A 16,108-nucleotide genomic window follows, 5' to 3' on the forward strand; every position below is an offset into this window, starting at 1 on the left:
TCCCACCTCGCCCCTCAGCTCCCCGCGCTCGCGGACTCGGTCCCACCAGCGAAGCCCCCACCTGAGGAGCCCCCACCCGCGGAGCCCCTACCCATGGAAGCCCCGTCGCCGGACCCTCGCCCGGCCGAGGCAACATCATCAGTCGCTCTCACCTTGGCCTCTGCATCCGCCCCTGCAGCGGCCCCTGCCTCCGCCTCCGCCAACAGCTCACGAAACGCCTTCGCCACCGTCTCCGGGTACTCCATCATCGCCACATGCCCGGCGTTCGGAAGCGTCAGGAGGCGCGCGTCACGGAACGTGCGGGCGGCCTTCTGGGCCATGCGGAAGCCCACAAGCTGGTCGCGGCCGCCGTAGACGAGGAGCGTGGGGGCGAGCACCCGCTCGGCCTGGCGCCACAGCCCGTGCTGGCCACCCAGGGTGTACGCGTTGACGACCCCGCGCGCGGAGCGCGCCATCGCGTCCCAGAAGTACGGCAGTTGCAGCCGCCGCTCCATCTCCTGCACGGCGTTGCGAAAACCTTCCGGCGACACCCGCTCGGGGTCGCCGTAGCAGAGCGTCAGGACGCCCCGGACCCGCTGCTCGGCCGTCCACCCGGTGGTGAACCGGGTGAAGAGCTGGACCACTCCGGGCAGCGCCAGCAGGGCCGTGGGAACGGCACTGCGCTGGATGCGGATCTCGGGGAGCGCCGGCGACACGAGCGTCAGCGTCCGGACGAGGTCGGGGCGAACGGCGGCGACGCGGGTGGTCACCGCGCCGCCGAGGGAGTTGCCGAACAGATGCACCGGGCCGCGCCCGGATGCGTCGAGGTAGCGAATGACCGCGCGCGCGTGCCCGGTGACCGAGTAGTCGCCGTCGTCCGGGGGCGGGGAGTCGCCGAAGCCCGGCAGGTCGACGGCCTCGCAGTCGACGTCCGCGTCGAGCAGCTCCATCAGCGCCGACCAGTTCTGTGAGGAACCGCCGAGGCCATGGACGTACAGCGCGGGCGGGAGTCCCCCGCGCGCGGGTGGCCTCGAACGCACCGTGAGCGTGATGCCGGGCAGCCGGACCGACTTGAGCCGCTCGCCCTCCGCGACCCTGACGGGCGCCACCTTCGGGAGCACGTTGGCGGTCGGCACGTACGGCAACTCGGTCGAAGACATGCGGCAATGTTACGAGGTGATCACGCGGTGGTTCATGTGTTCGGCGACACAGACACGGGAGACCACCGTCACAGCGATGGGTTATGACGATCGCGGGCACGGAAGATCCACAGACGCGGAAGATCCACAAGCGGGGATCCGCGCGGGGTCGTGCGGGTCCGCGCGGATCCGCACGACCCCGCCCGCGGGATGCGCAGCGCGTGACGTTCCGGACGCGGATCGATAGCGTCCCGATCGGGTGTCTCCTACGCTCGTAATGAGGGCACCCGCTTGTGGCCCCTGCTTCTCCCAGGGACGTTCGTAGGAAGGGAGCCCGCCATGGCCGTTGACCCCACCGATCCCGACACCTTCGAGGACGAGGAGACCGAGGAAGCCCAGGAGTTCGACGTCGAGGCCCCCGAGGTCGACGCGGCCGAACAGCACGCGGACATCACGCCGGACCGCGACGACTCGCTGGCCGGAGTGGAGCCCGACCGGGCCAGCGAGGGTGACCTCGCGGAACAGGCCCGGGTCGTGAGTCTCGACGAGGATGACTATCGGTGACGTATGACGACACCAGGTACCTCTTGAGCGGGAACGAGGCCCATTTTTGCCCGCTCTGCACTAGTTCGAAACGCTCTGTGCGACTTTCGCGGCCGTCCGGTCCGTGAAATTCTGCGCTCGCACCGCGCACAGCACGGTTACCGAAAAGTACGATGGCCGCGCGGCGCACACCGCATGTGGACGACATTGGGAGGCGGCGTGACAGCCATCGAGCAAACTGAGGCGGCACGCCCGCGTGGTACGCGCCTGCCGCGCCGTGCCCGCCGGAACCAGCTGCTGGGCGCCGCCCAGGAAGTCTTCGTGGCCCAGGGCTATCACGCGGCCGCGATGGACGACATCGCCGAGCGCGCCGGCGTCAGCAAACCGGTGCTCTACCAGCACTTCCCGGGCAAGCTCGATCTCTACCTGGCCCTGCTGGACCAGCATTGCGAGTCCCTGATCCAGGCCGTACGGAACGCGCTCGCGTCGACGACCGACAACAAGCAGCGCGTACGGGCCACGATGGACGCGTACTTCGCGTACGTCGAGGACGACGGCGGCGCGTTCCGGCTGGTCTTCGAGTCGGACCTGACGAACGAGCCCGCCGTGCGCGAGCGCGTCGACAAGGTCACGAACGAGTGCGCGGAGGCGATCTGTGACGTGATCGCCGAGGACACCGGCCTCTCGCGCGCGGAGTCGATGCTGCTCGCCTCCGGGCTCGGCGGCCTCGCCCAGGTGGTGGCCCGTTCCTGGCTGCACAGCGACCGCAGCGTGCCGCGCGAACAGGCGGTGCAGCTGCTGACCTCGCTGGCCTGGCGGGGCATCGCGGGCTTCCCCCTGCACGGCAGCGAGCAGTCGCACCACTGACGCCTGCGCGTTTGTTCCCGTCGGCTGTTCGCTCCTGGCGTTCTCGCGTGGAGCGTACGCGTCCCCTCACCGGGCTAATGTGTGCTGGGTACGGCGCGGACGCCCGCGCACTTCACTGACCGTTCGGAGGGACATAGCCGTGGAGGTCAAGATCGGCGTTCAGCACGCGCCGCGCGAGATCGTTCTGGAGAGCGGTCAGAGTGCCGAGGAGGTCGAGCGCGTGGTGGCCGAGGCGCTGGCCGGCAAGTCGCAGTTGCTCAGCCTCGTGGACGAGCACGGCCGCAAGGTCCTGGTCCCGGCCGACCGTCTCGCGTACGTCGAGCTCGGCGAGCCGGCACCGCGCAAGGTGGGCTTCGGCGCGCTGTAGGCGGCTGCGGAGAGAAGCGGACGGGAGGGCCCGGCGGCCGGTACGAGCCGCCGGGCCCTCCCGTTTCGGCCCGCTTTCGACGCCTCACTCACGGCTTCACAGACGGAGCACACCTCCCGCACAGGGAAGGATTGGATTCCGCAGGTCAGGGGTATGACGGGCTACGACCGTTTCGGGCAGGCCGGCCATGTGGGAGGAACCTGACATGCTCCTGGAAGCACTCGGCTCCGCGATTCTCGGCCTGGCCCTGTCGTGGGTCTACGCCGCCCGCCTGCCGCACCGTCTTCCGGCCCGCCCCCTGGTCCTGTCGACCGGTGTCGCCGGAGCCCTCTTCGGCGCCTTCCTCATGCACACCGCACTGGAGGCCGGCGCGTTCCTGCTGGTGCTCCTCGGCGCGGCGATCGTCTCGGCCGCGTCCCTCTCCCTGCTGCTGCGCCCGGCGGGAAGACTCCGCCGACGATCGGCGACGGCCTGAGCCGCCGCCGCACCCGCCGCCGCCCTTAGGCAGCGAGCCCGCCGCCATCACCGTTGGGCAGCAAGCCCGTCGCCCCTTGCGCGAGCCATCACCGTTGGGCAGCAAGCCCGTCGCCCCTTGCAGCGAACCGTCACCCTCAGGCATTGAGGCCGTCGTCCTGATGCAGCGAGCCGTCGCCCTCAGGCAGCGAGCCCGAGCGCGGCCATCCGCTTCGTGTGCGCCTCGGTGATCCGGGAGAACATCTTGCCGACCTCGGCGAGATCGAAGCCGTCGGCGACGCCGCCCACCAGCATCGTGGACAGGGCGTCGCGCTCGGCGACCACCCGCTGGGACTGGGACAGGGCCTCACCCATCAGCCGTCGCGCCCACAGCGCGAGCCGCCCGCCCACGCGCGGGTCGGCGTCGATCGCCGCGCGCACCCGCTCGACGGCGAACCCGGCGTGGCCGGTGTCGTCGAGCACGGCCAGCACCAGGGAGCGGGTGTCGGCGTCCAGTCGTGCGGCCACCTCACGGTAGAAGTCGCTGGCGATGGAGTCGCCGACGTAGGCCTTGACCAGCCCCTCCAGCCAGTCCGAGGGCGCCGTCTGCTTGTGGAAGCCGTCGAGCGCGGCGACGAACGGCTCCATCGCGGCGGTCGGCTCCTCACCGATCTCGGTCAGCCGGTCGCGCAGCCGCTCGAAGTGGTGGAACTCGGCCGACGCCATCTTCGCCAGCTCCGCCTTGTCCTCCAGCGTGGGCGCCAGCTTGGCGTCCTCCGCGAGCCGCTCGAACGCCGCGAGCTCCCCGTACGCGAGCGCACCCAGCAGGTCCACGACCGCGGCCTTGTACTGCGGATCGGTGGCGGCGGTCGCCCAGTCCTGGGCGGCGACCCCGGTGTGTGCTGCGGCGTCGGTGGTCTCGGCGGCGGGCTCAGGCTTGTCAGAGGTCGTCATGAAGCGCACAATAGCCCGCTCGCCGCGGGGTGGAAGTCCCTGGTCAATCAGTGTGGCCACGAAGTCGCCAAGGAACGCGTGCGCAAGTGTGACGATGGCTACGTCACCGAATCGGCCATCGCATGTGCGCGATTCCGGGGTATGGTGGTAATGCGCCTGCTGGTACGACGACGTCTTCGCCGTATCTCGACAGGCCGCACGTATGAGGATGCCCGGTCGGTGGCCCGATCGGCTCCGACCCGACAGCCCTCCCTGACCGTACGGCACTGTGCGTACGACGATCGGAGGGACCCCCTCAGCGGTACGAACGCTGGAGCGTTGGCAGAGGTCCCGTGTCCTACGGCGCGCCCCTACGGCGGCCGACGTCCCCGGCACGGTCAGACACGACCCCCGCGCTCGCCTCGTACCGCGCACACAGAAGAGGCAGCACCCTGACTACGACGTTCCGACAGCTCGGGATCCTCCCCGAGACCGCCGAGGCCCTGGAGGCCGTCGGCATCATCACCCCGTTCCCCATCCAGGAGATGACCCTCCCCGTCGCCCTCTCCGGCACGGACGTCATCGGCCAGGCCAAGACCGGCACCGGAAAGACGCTGGGCTTCGGCCTTCCGCTCCTCGAGCGCGTCACCGTCCCCGTCGACGTGGAGGCCGGGCGCGCGCAGCCCGAAGCCCTCACCGACGCCCCGCAGGCCCTCGTCGTCGTCCCCACGCGCGAGCTGTGCACGCAGGTCACCAACGACCTGCTGACCGCGGGCAAGGTGCGCAACGTACGCGTCACCGCGATCTACGGCGGCCGGGCCTACGAGCCGCAGGTCGAGGCCCTGAAGAAGGGCGTCGACGTGGTCGTCGGCACCCCGGGCCGCCTGCTGGACCTGGCCGGGCAGAAGAAACTCAACCTCAACCACGTCAAGTGCCTGGTCCTCGACGAGGCCGACGAGATGCTCGACCTGGGCTTCCTGCCCGACGTCGAGAAGATCATCAACATGCTTCCGGTGCGTCGCCAGACGATGCTGTTCTCGGCGACCATGCCGGGCGCGGTCATCGGCCTCGCCCGCCGCTACATGTCGCAGCCCACGCACATCCGCGCCACCGCGCCGGACGACGAGGGCGTGACGGTCGCGAACATCGCACAGCACGTCTACCGCGCGCACAACATGGACAAGCCCGAGATGGTCGCCCGCATACTGCAGGCCGACGGCCGTGGTCTGGCGATGGTCTTCTGCCGCACCAAGCGCACCGCGGCCGACCTCGCGGACCAGCTCAAGCAGCGCGGCTTCGCCTCCGGCGCGGTCCACGGCGACCTCGGCCAGGGCGCCCGCGAGCAGGCGCTGCGCGCCTTCCGCAACGGCAAGGTGGACGTCCTCGTCTGCACCGACGTCGCCGCGCGCGGCATCGACGTCGAGGGTGTGACGCACGTCATCAACTACCAGTCGCCGGAAGAGGAGAAGACGTACCTGCACCGCATCGGCCGTACGGGCCGCGCGGGCAACACGGGTACGGCGATCACCCTCGTCGACTGGGACGACATCCCGCGCTGGCAGCTGATCAACAAGGCGCTGGAGCTGGACTTCAACGACCCGGTGGAGACGTACTCGACGTCCCCGCACCTGTATGCGGACCTCGGCATCCCCGAGGGCACCAAGGGCGTCCTGCCGCGCTCGGAGCGCACGCGCGCCGGGCTCGACGCGGAGGAGCTGGAGGACCTTGGCGAGCCGGGCGGCCGCGGTGGGCGCGGTCGCGGTGGCCGCGGCGGCCGGGACGAGTCCCGTTCCGCCGACCGTGAGCGTTCGTCCCGTACGCCGAGGCGCCGCCGCCGTACGCGCAGTGGTACGCCGCTGGACGCGACGGAGGCCCCGGCGTCCACGACCGCCGAGGCGACCCCGGAGGACGCCGCCGCGCCGCGCACCCTGCGCCGCCGGCGCCGCACCCGGGCCGGCGCCCCGGCGGAGGCGACGGCCGTGGTCGAGTCGCCCGTGACGGAGGCCGCGGAGAACGCAGAGACCGCGGTGACGACGGCCGAGGGCGCCGCCACGGTGCACCCCGAGGAGACGCCGGCGAAGCCGCGCCGCCGCCGCACGCGCAAGTCGGCGCAGGCGCAGCCCGTTCAGGCCATGGAGGCCGTCGAGGCCGGGGCGACCGTCGAGGCCCCGCAGGCCGCCGAGGCCGTCCCGGCCGAGGCAGCGGTCGACACCGCCGAGGCCACCGAGGCCAAGCCGAAGCGCACGCGCACCCGTAAGGCGGCTGCCGCAGCGGCGGAGGCGGCGGTCGAGACCGCCGAGGGCACGGAGACCAAGCCCAAGCGCACCCGCGCGCGCAAGACCGCCGAGCCGACCGAGGCCGCCCAGGCCACCCAGGCCGTCGTGGCGGAGCCGGAGCCCAAGCCGAAGGCTCGACGCACCCGCAAGGCCACGACCACCGCCGAGGCAGCGGTCGACACGGCCGAGGGTACGGAGACCAAGCCCAAGCGCACCCGCAAGGCGACCGCCACCACGGAGGACGCCGAGGCCAAGCCGAAGCGGACCCGTAAGGCGGCAGCGGCCCCGGCCGAGGCAGCGGTCGACACCGCCGAAGGCACGGAGACCAAGCCGAGGCGCACCCGCAAGACGGCCGCCGCCACCGAGGACGCCGAGGCCAAGCCCAAGCGCACCCGCAAGACGGCCGCCACCGCACCCGAAGCGGCCGCCGACACCGCGGAGGCCAAGCCGAAGGCACGCCGCACCCGCAAGGCCACCGCCCCCGCCCCGGAGGCGACCGCCGAGATCCCGGCGCAGGCCACGCAGGAGCCGGAGCCCAAGCCGAAGGCACGCCGCACCCGCAAGGCCACGGCCACCGCGGAGGCAGCGGAGAGCTGATCACCGCCACCCGACGGCCCGGCCCACCTCACCGTGGGACCGGGCCGTCGGCGTTCGGCAGTGCGGCACGGGGCGAGCGGCGGACGCCCCCAACGCAACGCGCGGCAACCAATTCCCGTACCGTCCCCACCCCTCCCCCACATATCCCCCCCCACACCCCCCACCCGCTACCCTCACCCCGTGACCACGCCCGCCACCCCCACCCCGCCCCCCGGCGCCCGCGCCTACCCCCTCCACACCCCACGCGGTGACTTCGCGGTCGTGGACGTGCCGGTCGCCCCCGGCGTCGAGCCGCGCGGCACGGCCCTGCTGGTCCCCGGTTTCACGGGCAGCAAGGAGGACTTCCGGCTGATGCAGGGGCCACTCGCGGCGCGCGGGTACCGGACGGTGGCCGTGGACGGTCGGGGACAGTTCGAGTCGGACGGGCCGGCGGACGACGAAACGGCGTACGCCCAGCCGGAGTTGGCACGCGACGTCCTGGCACAGGCCGAGGCCCTTGGCACGCCCCTGCATCTCCTCGGGCACTCCCTGGGCGGCCAGATCGCCCGTGCGGCGATCCTGCTGGACCACTCCCCCTTCGTCTCATTCACCCTCATGTCGTCCGGCCCGGCGCAGATCTCGGTCTCCCAGCAACAGCGTGTGAAGCTGCTGCGGGACGCGCTCGCGGTGATGACGATGGCCGAGGTCTGGGAGGTGATCGAGGCGATGGGTCCCCCGGAGGAGGTCGGCGGCCCGGCCCGCGGCATCGGCGGCCCCGAACTCCTGCGCCGCCGCTGGCTCGGCAACAAGCCCGCGCAACTCATCGCCACCGGCCGCCAGTTGGCCACCGAGCCGGACCGCGTCGCCGAACTCGCCGCCGTCCCGCTGCCGTTCCACGTCCTGTCGGGCGTGCGGGACGACACCTGGCCGCTGCCGCTCCTGGACGACATGGCCGTACGACTGCACGCCCACCGCACGGTCATCGACGACGCCGAGCACTCACCGAACGCGGAACAGCCCCTGCCGACGGCCCACGCGATCGCCGACTTCTGGGACACGGCCCACAGGACGCGTTAGGCCCGTACCGACGGGTTAAGGCCCGCACGACGGGTTACCCGCACGCCGGGTCAGGCCCGCACGCCGGGTAGGCCCGCACGAGGAGTCAGGCCCGCACAACAATCAGGCCCGCACAACGAGCCAGACCGCGCAACGGGTAGGCCCACACGCCGGGCCAGACCCACACAACCGGTAGACCCGCACACCGGGCCAGACCCACACAACCGGTAGGCCCACACGCCGGGCCAGACCCACACGACGGGCCCCCCGCCGGATCAGTACTGCGTCTGCAGGTGCTCCCAGAACCCGTCCCGCAGCGCCCGCCGCAGGTCCGCCTGCCCGCGCAGCGAGTACTGCAGCAGCCCCTCGGCCTCCACGAGCAGATCCTGGTCCACCGACCCGGGCAGATACGGATGTCCGGGCAGCAGCTCCACCAGCGACTCCCGCCCCCGCGCCGCCAGCCACTTCGCCGCGATCTGGGCGCCCACGAAGCGGACGTCCTCGCGGGCGGGCCGGGCGGCCGCGGTGGGCTCGTAGACGGCGGCCGTGCGCCGGGAGACGTACGGCTTGAAGAAGTCGAGGTCGAGGGTGCGCTGGCTGTCGACCTCCCACAGCAGCGGCTCGGCCTGGTTGCGGCCCTCGGGTGCCTCAATGCCCCACAAATGGACCCGCGCCCCGTACCCCTGCGCCGCCTCGACCGCCGACACCAGGTCCTCGTCGCCGCCGAGCAGGGCCGCGTCGCTGATGGCGCGATGCCGGGCGAGGGACTCCAGGTCGGTGCGGATGAGTGAGTCGACGCCCTTCTGCTGGTTGTTGGCGTTGAGGTTGCCCAGGCGGACCTTGACGTCGGGCAGCTCGGCGATGGACTGCTGCTCGGTGGTGTGGATGCGGCGCCGGGCGCCGTCGTACCAGTAGACCCGCAGCAGCCGGCTGTCCGCGAAGATCTGGCGGGCCTTGTCGATGAGCGCCTCGATCAACCCCTCGGCGTCGAGGTCGAAGGCGCGCCGGTCCTCGGTCCCGGCGACCAACCGGCCCGCGGCCGCGTAGAGATACCCCGCGTCCACGAAGATGGCGTGGGTCGAGGGCGTCTTCGCCACCTCGGCGAGCATGCGCTCGAGCAGCTCGTTCGTGTGGTCGATGCGGGCGGCCAGGGCCGCGAGGTCGTCGTTCATCATCTCTATTGTCCCGTCGGTCACGCTGCGAACACAACCGGTCCCGGTTAGTCTCGACAGAGCTGCTTACCAAGCAGTAATTAGACGTTCGAAAAATTTCATTAGCGTAGGGAATGTTTGTAACAGGCAGGCCGTTGCATACGTATGGAGCCGGAGGCACCCCGCCGTCCGGCCATCCCCGTAGTTCTCCTCAGGAGGATGACCAGACGAAGGGAGAAGCCATGCGCTTCGAGATCATGCGACTCGACGACGTGGACGGCACGCCCGTGGACACGACCGTCGTGGACGCCGCCTCCGTCAACCGGATCGTTCAGCAGGCCGCCGCCATCGGACAGCGACTGTGGATCCGCCCGGCCGAGACCACGGCCTCGTAACGCGGATCCCGCATCCCAGCTTCAGGGCCCCGTACGGACACGCCGTACGGGGCCCTGCTGTATGTCCGCAGCGGGCTCAGCTCCCCTGGATCACCTGCGTGACGCCATTGATGATCTGCTGCACGGCGATCGCGGACAGCATCATGCCCGCGAGCCGGGTCACCAGGACCACACCACCGTCCTTGATGACCCGGATGATCAGCAGCGAGTACCGCATGACCAGCCACAGCACCACATGAATGGCGAGGATCGCGGCCCACACCGAAACCTGCAGGCCGACGCTGTCCGCCTGCTGCACGGCGAGGATGACCGACACGATCGCGCCCGGCCCGGCCAGCAGCGGCATGCCGAGCGGTACGAGGGCGACGTTGACGTCCTTGGTCTGCTTGGGCTCGTCGGTCTTGCCGGTGAGCAGGTCGAGCGCGATCAGCAGGAGCAGCAGGCCGCCGGCGATCATCAGCGCCGGCACGGAGACGTGCAGGTAGTTGAGGATCTGATGCCCCAGCACCCCGAACACGGTGATCACGCCACCGGCGACACAGACGGCCTGGAAGGCCATCCGCCGCTGCACCTTGGCGGGCCGCCCCGCGGTCAGGGCGAGGAAGATCGGAGTGATCCCTGGGGGATCCATGATGACAAAAAGGGTGAGGAAGAGAGAGCCGAAGACGGCGAGGTCGAACATGACGGAAGTACAGGCCTTGCGATGAGGTGAAGCGTGGGATGACGGACGGGCGTGAGCGTGCGGGGCGTGCGCCTCAGGCTCCGCCGGTCCCCGGCACCGGGAACGCGCCCGTTGCCCGCCGGGTGATCTCCCCGTACACCTCGGGGTCGGTCGTGTACTCGCCGAGCGCGACCGTCTTGCGGCTGCCGTGGTAGTCGCTGGACCCGGTGACCAGCAGCCCCAGCTCCTTGGCCAGCCCGCGCAGCCGCGCCCGGGTGTCCGGGTCGTGGTCCATGTGGTCGACCTCGATGCCGTCGAGCCCGGCGGCGGCCATCTCGACGATCGCCGACTCCGGCACCGTACGCCCCCGCTTGGCGGCCCCCGGGTGCGCGAACACGGCGACTCCGCCCGCACCCTTGATCAGCCGGATCGCCTCGAACGGATCGGTCTCGTGCTTCTCCACGAAGGCCCGCCCGCCGTCGGCCAGCCAGTCCGGCGTGAAGGCATCACCGACACTCGGTACGACACCGAGCTCGACCAGCGCGGACGCCACATGCGGCCGCCCCACGGATCCGTTGCCGGCAATCCGCGAGACCTGCTCCCAGGTGACCGGCACGCCCAGCTCGTTCAGCCTGGCGATCATCCCCTTGGCCCGCGGCACCCGGTCGTCCCGCACCAGCTCCCGCTCGGCGAGCAGCGCGGGCTCCTCGGCGTCGAAGAGGTAGGCCAGCATGTGCATGCTGATGCCGTCGATACGGCAGGACAGCTCAGCCCCGGTGACCAGCGTGAGCCCCTCGGGCAGCGCCTCGATCGCCTCGGTGTGGCCCCGGGTGGTGTCGTGATCGGTGAGCCCGATGACGTCCAGCCCGGCAGCGGCGGCGTTCCGCACCAGCTCAGTGGGCGTGTCCGTCCCGTCGGAGGCGGTGGAGTGGGTGTGCAGATCTATTCGCACGACGCAGACTCCAGCGGTGACGGGACGGAAAGGACGTCCCAAGGATAAACGAGCGACCAGTGCACGCCGGTAAAGCGACGAGTGCAGGCCCCGGTACAGGGGCGCGGGCGCCCCGGTATTACCGGTAGGGGCGCGTGCCCTACGGCTCAAGCAGGCGCGGCGACAGCGCACCGCACGGCACCAGCTCCACCTCCGCCCCCGCTTCCCGCACATCCGTCAGCACCAGCTCGTCGTACATCAGCAGCCCCGACTGCTCGGGCCACACCACGGCCCACAGCCACAACCCCATGGCCTCCCCGGCGAACACCGCCCGATCTGTCGGCGCGCCGGAGACAAGCCACAGCGGCGTGGGCCGCCCCGCGGCCAGGACCTTCACCTGGGGCGGCTTCTCGACGTTCATGTACGGTCCCGGGTCCGGCCCGTCGATCCCGGCGTACCGCGCGCCGAGGCCGACGCCGAGTTCCTCGGCGACCAGGATCAGTTCCCCTATGCCGCCGAGCGGACCGGGCCCCGAGCAGGCCACCGCGGTGCCACGACCACCGCTTCTGTCGTCACCGGCACAGGCCACACCCGTGAACAGCCAGCCGACCGGCAGGGGCCACGGCATCCACACCGGTACCTGCGTGCGAGCCACCACGACGCTGAGGGCCTCGACGCTGGGCGGGATCACGGGCTGCAGCGGATGCACGGTGCCGTGGACATCGCACTGCCAGGAATCGGCGAAGAGTCCGGGAGCCCTGACCCGGCCACCACACTTCGGGCAACTGGGTTCGCCCCTCATAGGGCCCCACGGTCCTACCCCTTCTGCGCCACGTCAAGGACGATCACCCGTCCGGGGGGAACCGGCACCGCAAAACACGGCTCGTCGCCCCGATCCTGCCGTCCCTCGCCAAGGGCCTGGACGCCACCGCCGGCCAGGTCTCGCTGCTCTCCACGTCGTACTTCCTGATCACCTCGGGATGGCGTGGGGCCCGCTGCTGGGCGCGGCCGTGGTCCGTCGTACGGCGGAAGGCGCTGACGGCACCGAGGGCGCAGGCGGAGGAGCTGGAAGCGCGGCACGGCACGGAGGACGGGGGTGGGCGTCTTCGTCAACTGACCGTTGCCGGACGGAGTTTGGTGAGCTTCCTCACGCCCGGTACGCCCCGCGGTCAGTCCAGCGGGACCGACTTGCGAGCCGGGTCCCGCAGGTCCGCTCCGTTGGTCAGCCAGCGCTCCTGGAGGGCCTGGGCGCCGTGGACGCGCTTCCAGGCGGCCTCGTTCGGGGTCATGGGGAGCAGCGGCAGGAAGCGGACGGGGTCGAGGGGCGGGTCCAGTTCCAGGTCCTCGACCAGGCCGCCCGGCTCAGCGACGAGTACGGAGGTGAAGGGGGCGCCCGGCCACAGCGGTTCGCCGACGTCCAGGGAGGCGCCGGGGGCCACGACCACGCCCTCGACCTGCGGGGACGCGGCGAGGACGGCGAGCGGGCGGAGCACCTTGTCGGTGTCGGCGAGCCCGGATCGCACGGAGAGCACCAGTTCGGCGCGCGGGCCCTTGACCGGGTCGGCGAGGACCGCGGTCGGGTCCGTCATGGGCTGCGCGGACATGCCGAGGGTGGCGTACCGGACGATGTCCCCCTCCTGGAAACGCAGCACCTCGATGCGGTCGGTACCGAGGAAGGTGACCGCGGCGCGCGCCTCCGGTTCGCCGAGCGCGGAGCGCAACCTGGCCTCGACCAGTGGGAGAACATCAGCCATGCGGTGAGCATAGAACTCGTCAGGACCGGGCAAAGCAGCGCCTTGACACTTAGGTCTGCTGATACTCTTGGCCGGTGGTTCGGGGCAGCACGCAGAAGCGTCGCGATCAAGTCCCGACGCCGACGACACTCCCTTACGAGGGACCGGCCGGAGGAGGTGGGGCTGCAATGGATCGAAGTCGACCGTGCAGTACCACCCGCTCTTCCGGCCGCTGATGTTGCTCCGGCTCTAGCCTGTCGCCACCTCTCGCATGCGCATCTCCTGCGTGTTTCCACGGAAGAGCATTTCGTTCCGTTTTGCCTCTGCTTGATCTGTATGACCTGCATCAGCAGCTGAATCAGCAGCGAAGCTCGCCACCGCAACGGTGCGGTGCTCCCCGCTTTGTGGACGTGCCAAACATCCGCAAGTCAGGACGTCCCCATTCCGGGCAGTTCCACCCGTCGCCCGCGGCCTTACGCTGCTCGCCCGCGAAGGAGCCTGCCATGTCGATGATCCGTGACCTCCGTGCCGCGGTCCGCCCGTCGCGTCCCGCGCTGCGCAAGGACACCGGCGTGTACGACACCACGCGCGACCCCCGGACCAGCACTGCCGTCGTCGACTGCGCCGTCTACCGCGACGGCGCCCGCGTCGAGACCGACCGGCCGCTCACCCCGCACGAGGCGATGCGCCGGGTGCGGCGCGACGGGGGCTTCGTGTGGATCGGGCTGCACGAGCCCACCGAGGCGGAATTCGCGGGTATCGCCAGTGAGTTCGGGCTGCACCCGCTGGCGGTCGAGGACGCCGTCCAGGCGCACCAGCGGCCGAAGCTGGAGCGCTACGACGACTCCCTGTTCACCGTCTTCAAGACCATCCACTACGTCGAGCACGACGAACTCACCGCGAACAGCCAGGTCGTCGAGACCGGTGAGGTGATGTGCTTCACCGGCCGGGACTTCTTCATCACCGTCCGGCACGGCGGGCAGGGCTCGCTGCGGGCGCTCAGGCACCGGCTGCAGGACGACCCCGAGCTGCTCGCCAAGGGCCCCTCGGCGGTGCTGCACGCCATCGCCGACCACGTCGTCGACGGATACATCGCGGTCGCCGACGCGGTGCAGGACGACATCGACGAGGTGGAGACCGAGGTGTTCTCGCCGGGGCGGAAGGGCGCGCCGCGGGGTACCGACGCCGGGCAGATCTACCAGCTCAAGCGTGAGGTCATGGAGTTCCGGCGGGCGGTGCAGCCGCTGATGCGGCCGCTGCAGCTGCTGAGCGAGCGGCCGATGCGGCTGGTCGACCCCGACATCCAGAAGTACTTCCGGGACGTCGCCGACCACCTCGCCCGGGTGCAGGAGCAGGTCACCGGCTTCGACGAGCTGCTCAACTCCATCCTCCAGGCCAACCTCGCACAGGCGTCCGTCGCGCAGAACGAGGACATGCGCAAGATCACGTCCTGGGCCGCCATCATCGCCGTACCGACGATGGTGTGTGGCGTGTACGGGATGAACTTCGAGCACATGCCCGAGCTGCGCTGGAAGTTCGGCTACCCGATGGTGCTCGGCATCACGGCAATGATCTGCTTCGGCATCCACCGGACGCTGAAGCGCAACGGCTGGCTGTGAGCGCCTCTGGCTACGCTGCTCCCATGACTAGCGAGCTGCTCGACCAGGCCCTCGTCGAGGAGGCCACGAAGAAGTCCGGGCTCATCTGGGTGCGGGGCGCGGGGGCGCCGGTGGCGCGTGCGCTGTGGCATGTGTGGTACGAGGGTGCGGCCTGCGTGGTCGGCGACGGGCCGGGCGAGCAGCCGCTGCCTGGGCTGACCGACGGCGGCGCGGCCGAGGTGACCGTCCGCAGCAAGGACAAGGGCGGGCGGCTGGTCGCCTGGACGGCGCGGGTGGTGGAGTTGCGCTCCGGCTCCGAGCAGTGGGAGGCGGCCGTGGCCGAGCTGAAGGGCAAGCGGCTCAACGCCCCCGACGGCGAGGCGATGCCGGAGCGGTGGGCCCGCGAGTGCCGGGTGCTGCGCCTGGAGCCGACCGGCACGACCTCGCCGCTGCCGGACGGCTCGCTGGCCGAGGCGCCGCTGCCGACGCCGGCGACGACGCGTGAGCCCATCCCCGCGGGGCTGCCGCACCTGCTCTTCAAGAACAAGAAGAAGCGCAGGCGCACGTAGGGCGGCGGCCTACGACGTCGGCAACTGCTGGCCGTAGTCCACCGTCTTGTCCTTCGCGGGCTGCTCCAGGGGGAAGTCCTTGCCCCAGTCCGAGAACGTGAGCGTGCCCGCGCCGCCCGCGCGGACCAGGCGCAGGGGGTACGGCCGGCCCTCCAGGGAGACGTCCAGGGTGCCGCCGGAGCCCTTGTCGCCGGTGATGCGGATGGTGCGCACGCCGGACTCCTCGTGGCGGCCGTCCGTCGCCAGGGTGCCGTGCAGGGTCAGCAGGCTGTCGAAGAGGACGTCCTTGTCGGTGAAGCCGCTGAACCGCTTGTACGAGGGATCTCCCTTCGGCACCTTGACGTACTTGCCGTCGAGCTTGTCGGCCGCGGCCGCGTCCCCCTCGTCGTGCCCGTCGTGCCAGAACTCCGCGTCCGCCATGAGGAACAGTTCCTCACCGACCCGCAGCAGCTGGAAGGTCGCCCCCTGCGCGCTGACCGATCCGGTGCCACCGTCCGACTTCAGGCGCATGTCCAGCTTGTAGGTGCTCCCGCCCGCGACGACCGTCCCCGACAGCCGTACCGCCTGCGCGGACTCGGCCGCCGTACGCGTCTTGGCCTGGATCTTGTCGGCGGGCAGTTTGCCGACCCCGTTCGTGCCCGCGTCCGGGTCCTCGCTGCTACACCCGGTCAGCCCCGTCCCCGCCACAACCAGTGCGCACAACGCGCTCACCCATGTGGTCCGGCGCGTATGGCCCTGGCGCATCGCAGTCACAGATGGTGCTGCCTTTCTGACGTCGGTCCTCCAGCGGCGTACCGCAGCGTACCGGGGCGGTGAGCGGCAGGCGGAGCCAGTCCGTCCGGACCGCTCACCAGGGCGGATCCGATCGGGACGGGCTAGCC

The 16,108-nt window shown here is 71.0% G+C and carries 17 protein-coding genes; 9 read left to right on the forward strand and 8 right to left on the reverse strand.

Going from position 1 to position 16,108, the window contains the following annotated elements:
* Positions 1-14: 14 nt before the first annotated feature.
* A complete protein-coding gene (locus tag HJD23_RS13635; protein ID WP_171115465.1) occupies positions 15-1,139 on the reverse strand; it encodes an alpha/beta hydrolase in 1,125 nt (374 codons plus the stop codon).
* Positions 1,140-1,457: 318 nt separating this feature from the next.
* Here HJD23_RS13635 and HJD23_RS13640 point away from each other — a divergent pair, with 318 nt between their 5' ends.
* From HJD23_RS13640 to HJD23_RS13655, 4 genes are all read left to right on the forward strand, one after another.
* Entirely contained in the window at positions 1,458-1,682 is a 225-nt protein-coding gene (locus HJD23_RS13640; protein WP_171115463.1) for a hypothetical protein, read from the forward strand.
* Positions 1,683-1,880: 198 nt separating this feature from the next.
* Positions 1,881-2,528 (forward strand): TetR/AcrR family transcriptional regulator, encoded by a 648-nt coding sequence (locus HJD23_RS13645; RefSeq protein WP_171115461.1) that lies wholly within the window; start codon positions 1,881-1,883, stop codon positions 2,526-2,528.
* Positions 2,529-2,667: 139 nt separating this feature from the next.
* Positions 2,668-2,895, forward strand: a complete 228-nt coding sequence (locus tag HJD23_RS13650; RefSeq protein ID WP_073940165.1) for a DUF3107 domain-containing protein — start codon at positions 2,668-2,670, stop codon at positions 2,893-2,895.
* 205 nt (positions 2,896-3,100) lie between these two features.
* Entirely contained in the window at positions 3,101-3,370 is a 270-nt protein-coding gene (locus HJD23_RS13655; RefSeq protein ID WP_171115459.1) for a hypothetical protein, read from the forward strand.
* A gap of 179 nt (positions 3,371-3,549) precedes the next feature.
* Here the strand turns inward: HJD23_RS13655 and HJD23_RS13660 are convergent, their stop codons facing one another.
* Positions 3,550-4,311 carry a ferritin-like fold-containing protein gene (locus HJD23_RS13660; RefSeq protein ID WP_171118919.1) on the reverse strand — a complete coding sequence of 254 codons (762 nt, stop codon included), beginning with the start codon at positions 4,309-4,311 and terminating at the stop codon, positions 3,550-3,552.
* Positions 4,312-4,826: 515 nt separating this feature from the next.
* On the opposite strand from HJD23_RS13660, the gene HJD23_RS13665 reads away from it, so the two are divergent.
* Positions 4,827-7,154 carry a DEAD/DEAH box helicase gene (locus HJD23_RS13665; protein WP_232108033.1) on the forward strand — a complete coding sequence of 776 codons (2,328 nt, stop codon included), beginning with the start codon at positions 4,827-4,829 and terminating at the stop codon, positions 7,152-7,154.
* 180 nt (positions 7,155-7,334) lie between these two features.
* Positions 7,335-8,210, forward strand: coding sequence for an alpha/beta hydrolase (locus HJD23_RS13670; RefSeq protein WP_171134026.1), 876 nt, complete (start codon positions 7,335-7,337; stop codon positions 8,208-8,210).
* Positions 8,211-8,464: 254 nt separating this feature from the next.
* Here HJD23_RS13670 and HJD23_RS13675 read toward each other — a convergent pair whose 3' ends face one another.
* The gene (locus HJD23_RS13675; RefSeq protein WP_171111635.1) at positions 8,465-9,361 is read right to left on the reverse strand and encodes an NYN domain-containing protein; all 897 of its coding nucleotides are present in this window, start codon (positions 9,359-9,361) and stop codon (positions 8,465-8,467) included.
* A 221-nt stretch (positions 9,362-9,582) separates the two neighbouring features.
* On the opposite strand from HJD23_RS13675, the gene HJD23_RS13680 reads away from it, so the two are divergent.
* Complete coding sequence (locus tag HJD23_RS13680) at positions 9,583-9,735, forward strand: hypothetical protein (protein ID WP_094057445.1); 153 nt, start codon at positions 9,583-9,585, stop codon at positions 9,733-9,735.
* A 76-nt stretch (positions 9,736-9,811) separates the two neighbouring features.
* On the opposite strand, the gene HJD23_RS13685 is transcribed toward HJD23_RS13680, so the two are convergent.
* The 4 genes from HJD23_RS13685 to HJD23_RS13700 all read right to left on the reverse strand — a co-directional run bounded on the left by HJD23_RS13685 (position 9,812) and on the right by HJD23_RS13700 (position 13,081).
* Positions 9,812-10,417, reverse strand: coding sequence for a MarC family protein (locus HJD23_RS13685; RefSeq protein WP_171109884.1), 606 nt, complete (start codon positions 10,415-10,417; stop codon positions 9,812-9,814).
* A 73-nt stretch (positions 10,418-10,490) separates the two neighbouring features.
* A complete protein-coding gene (locus HJD23_RS13690) occupies positions 10,491-11,348 on the reverse strand; it encodes a PHP domain-containing protein (RefSeq protein WP_171109885.1) in 858 nt (285 codons plus the stop codon).
* 139 nt (positions 11,349-11,487) lie between these two features.
* Entirely contained in the window at positions 11,488-12,129 is a 642-nt protein-coding gene (locus tag HJD23_RS13695) for a DUF6758 family protein (RefSeq protein ID WP_171109886.1), read from the reverse strand.
* A gap of 367 nt (positions 12,130-12,496) precedes the next feature.
* Positions 12,497-13,081 (reverse strand): suppressor of fused domain protein, encoded by a 585-nt coding sequence (locus HJD23_RS13700; protein ID WP_171109887.1) that lies wholly within the window; start codon positions 13,079-13,081, stop codon positions 12,497-12,499.
* Positions 13,082-13,563: 482 nt separating this feature from the next.
* On the opposite strand from HJD23_RS13700, the gene HJD23_RS13705 reads away from it, so the two are divergent.
* Entirely contained in the window at positions 13,564-14,679 is a 1,116-nt protein-coding gene (locus HJD23_RS13705) for a magnesium and cobalt transport protein CorA (RefSeq protein WP_171109888.1), read from the forward strand.
* 23 nt (positions 14,680-14,702) lie between these two features.
* On the forward strand, positions 14,703-15,227 hold the full coding sequence (locus tag HJD23_RS13710) for a hypothetical protein (protein WP_171109889.1): 525 nt from the start codon (positions 14,703-14,705) through the stop codon (positions 15,225-15,227).
* A gap of 9 nt (positions 15,228-15,236) precedes the next feature.
* Here the strand turns inward: HJD23_RS13710 and HJD23_RS13715 are convergent, their stop codons facing one another.
* Entirely contained in the window at positions 15,237-15,971 is a 735-nt protein-coding gene (locus HJD23_RS13715) for a hypothetical protein (RefSeq protein ID WP_171109890.1), read from the reverse strand.
* Positions 15,972-16,108: the final 137 nt, after the last annotated feature.

It is taken from the genome of Streptomyces sp. Z423-1 (assembly GCF_013009255.1).
Classification (GTDB): Bacteria; Actinomycetota; Actinomycetes; order Streptomycetales; family Streptomycetaceae; genus Streptomyces; species Streptomyces gossypiisoli.

Bases quoted from the DNA above. Each gene is read 5' to 3' on its own strand.
- HJD23_RS13665 (WP_232108033.1), top strand. From the start codon at position 4,827: ATGACCCTCCCCGTCGCCCTCTCCGGCACGGACGTCATCGGCCAGGCC.
- HJD23_RS13675 (WP_171111635.1), bottom strand. From the start codon at position 9,361: ATGAACGACGACCTCGCGGCCCTGGCCGCCCGCATCGACCACACGAAC.
- HJD23_RS13680 (WP_094057445.1), top strand. From the start codon at position 9,583: ATGCGCTTCGAGATCATGCGACTCGACGACGTGGACGGCACGCCCGTG.
- HJD23_RS13710 (WP_171109889.1), top strand. From the start codon at position 14,703: ATGACTAGCGAGCTGCTCGACCAGGCCCTCGTCGAGGAGGCCACGAAG.
- HJD23_RS13655 (WP_171115459.1), top strand. From the start codon at position 3,101: ATGCTCCTGGAAGCACTCGGCTCCGCGATTCTCGGCCTGGCCCTGTCG.
- HJD23_RS13695 (WP_171109886.1), bottom strand. From the start codon at position 12,129: ATGAGGGGCGAACCCAGTTGCCCGAAGTGTGGTGGCCGGGTCAGGGCT.
- HJD23_RS13640 (WP_171115463.1), top strand. From the start codon at position 1,458: ATGGCCGTTGACCCCACCGATCCCGACACCTTCGAGGACGAGGAGACC.
- HJD23_RS13635 (WP_171115465.1), bottom strand. From the start codon at position 1,139: ATGTCTTCGACCGAGTTGCCGTACGTGCCGACCGCCAACGTGCTCCCG.
- HJD23_RS13700 (WP_171109887.1), bottom strand. From the start codon at position 13,081: ATGGCTGATGTTCTCCCACTGGTCGAGGCCAGGTTGCGCTCCGCGCTC.
- HJD23_RS13705 (WP_171109888.1), top strand. From the start codon at position 13,564: ATGTCGATGATCCGTGACCTCCGTGCCGCGGTCCGCCCGTCGCGTCCC.
- HJD23_RS13685 (WP_171109884.1), bottom strand. From the start codon at position 10,417: ATGTTCGACCTCGCCGTCTTCGGCTCTCTCTTCCTCACCCTTTTTGTC.
- HJD23_RS13715 (WP_171109890.1), bottom strand. From the start codon at position 15,971: ATGCGCCAGGGCCATACGCGCCGGACCACATGGGTGAGCGCGTTGTGC.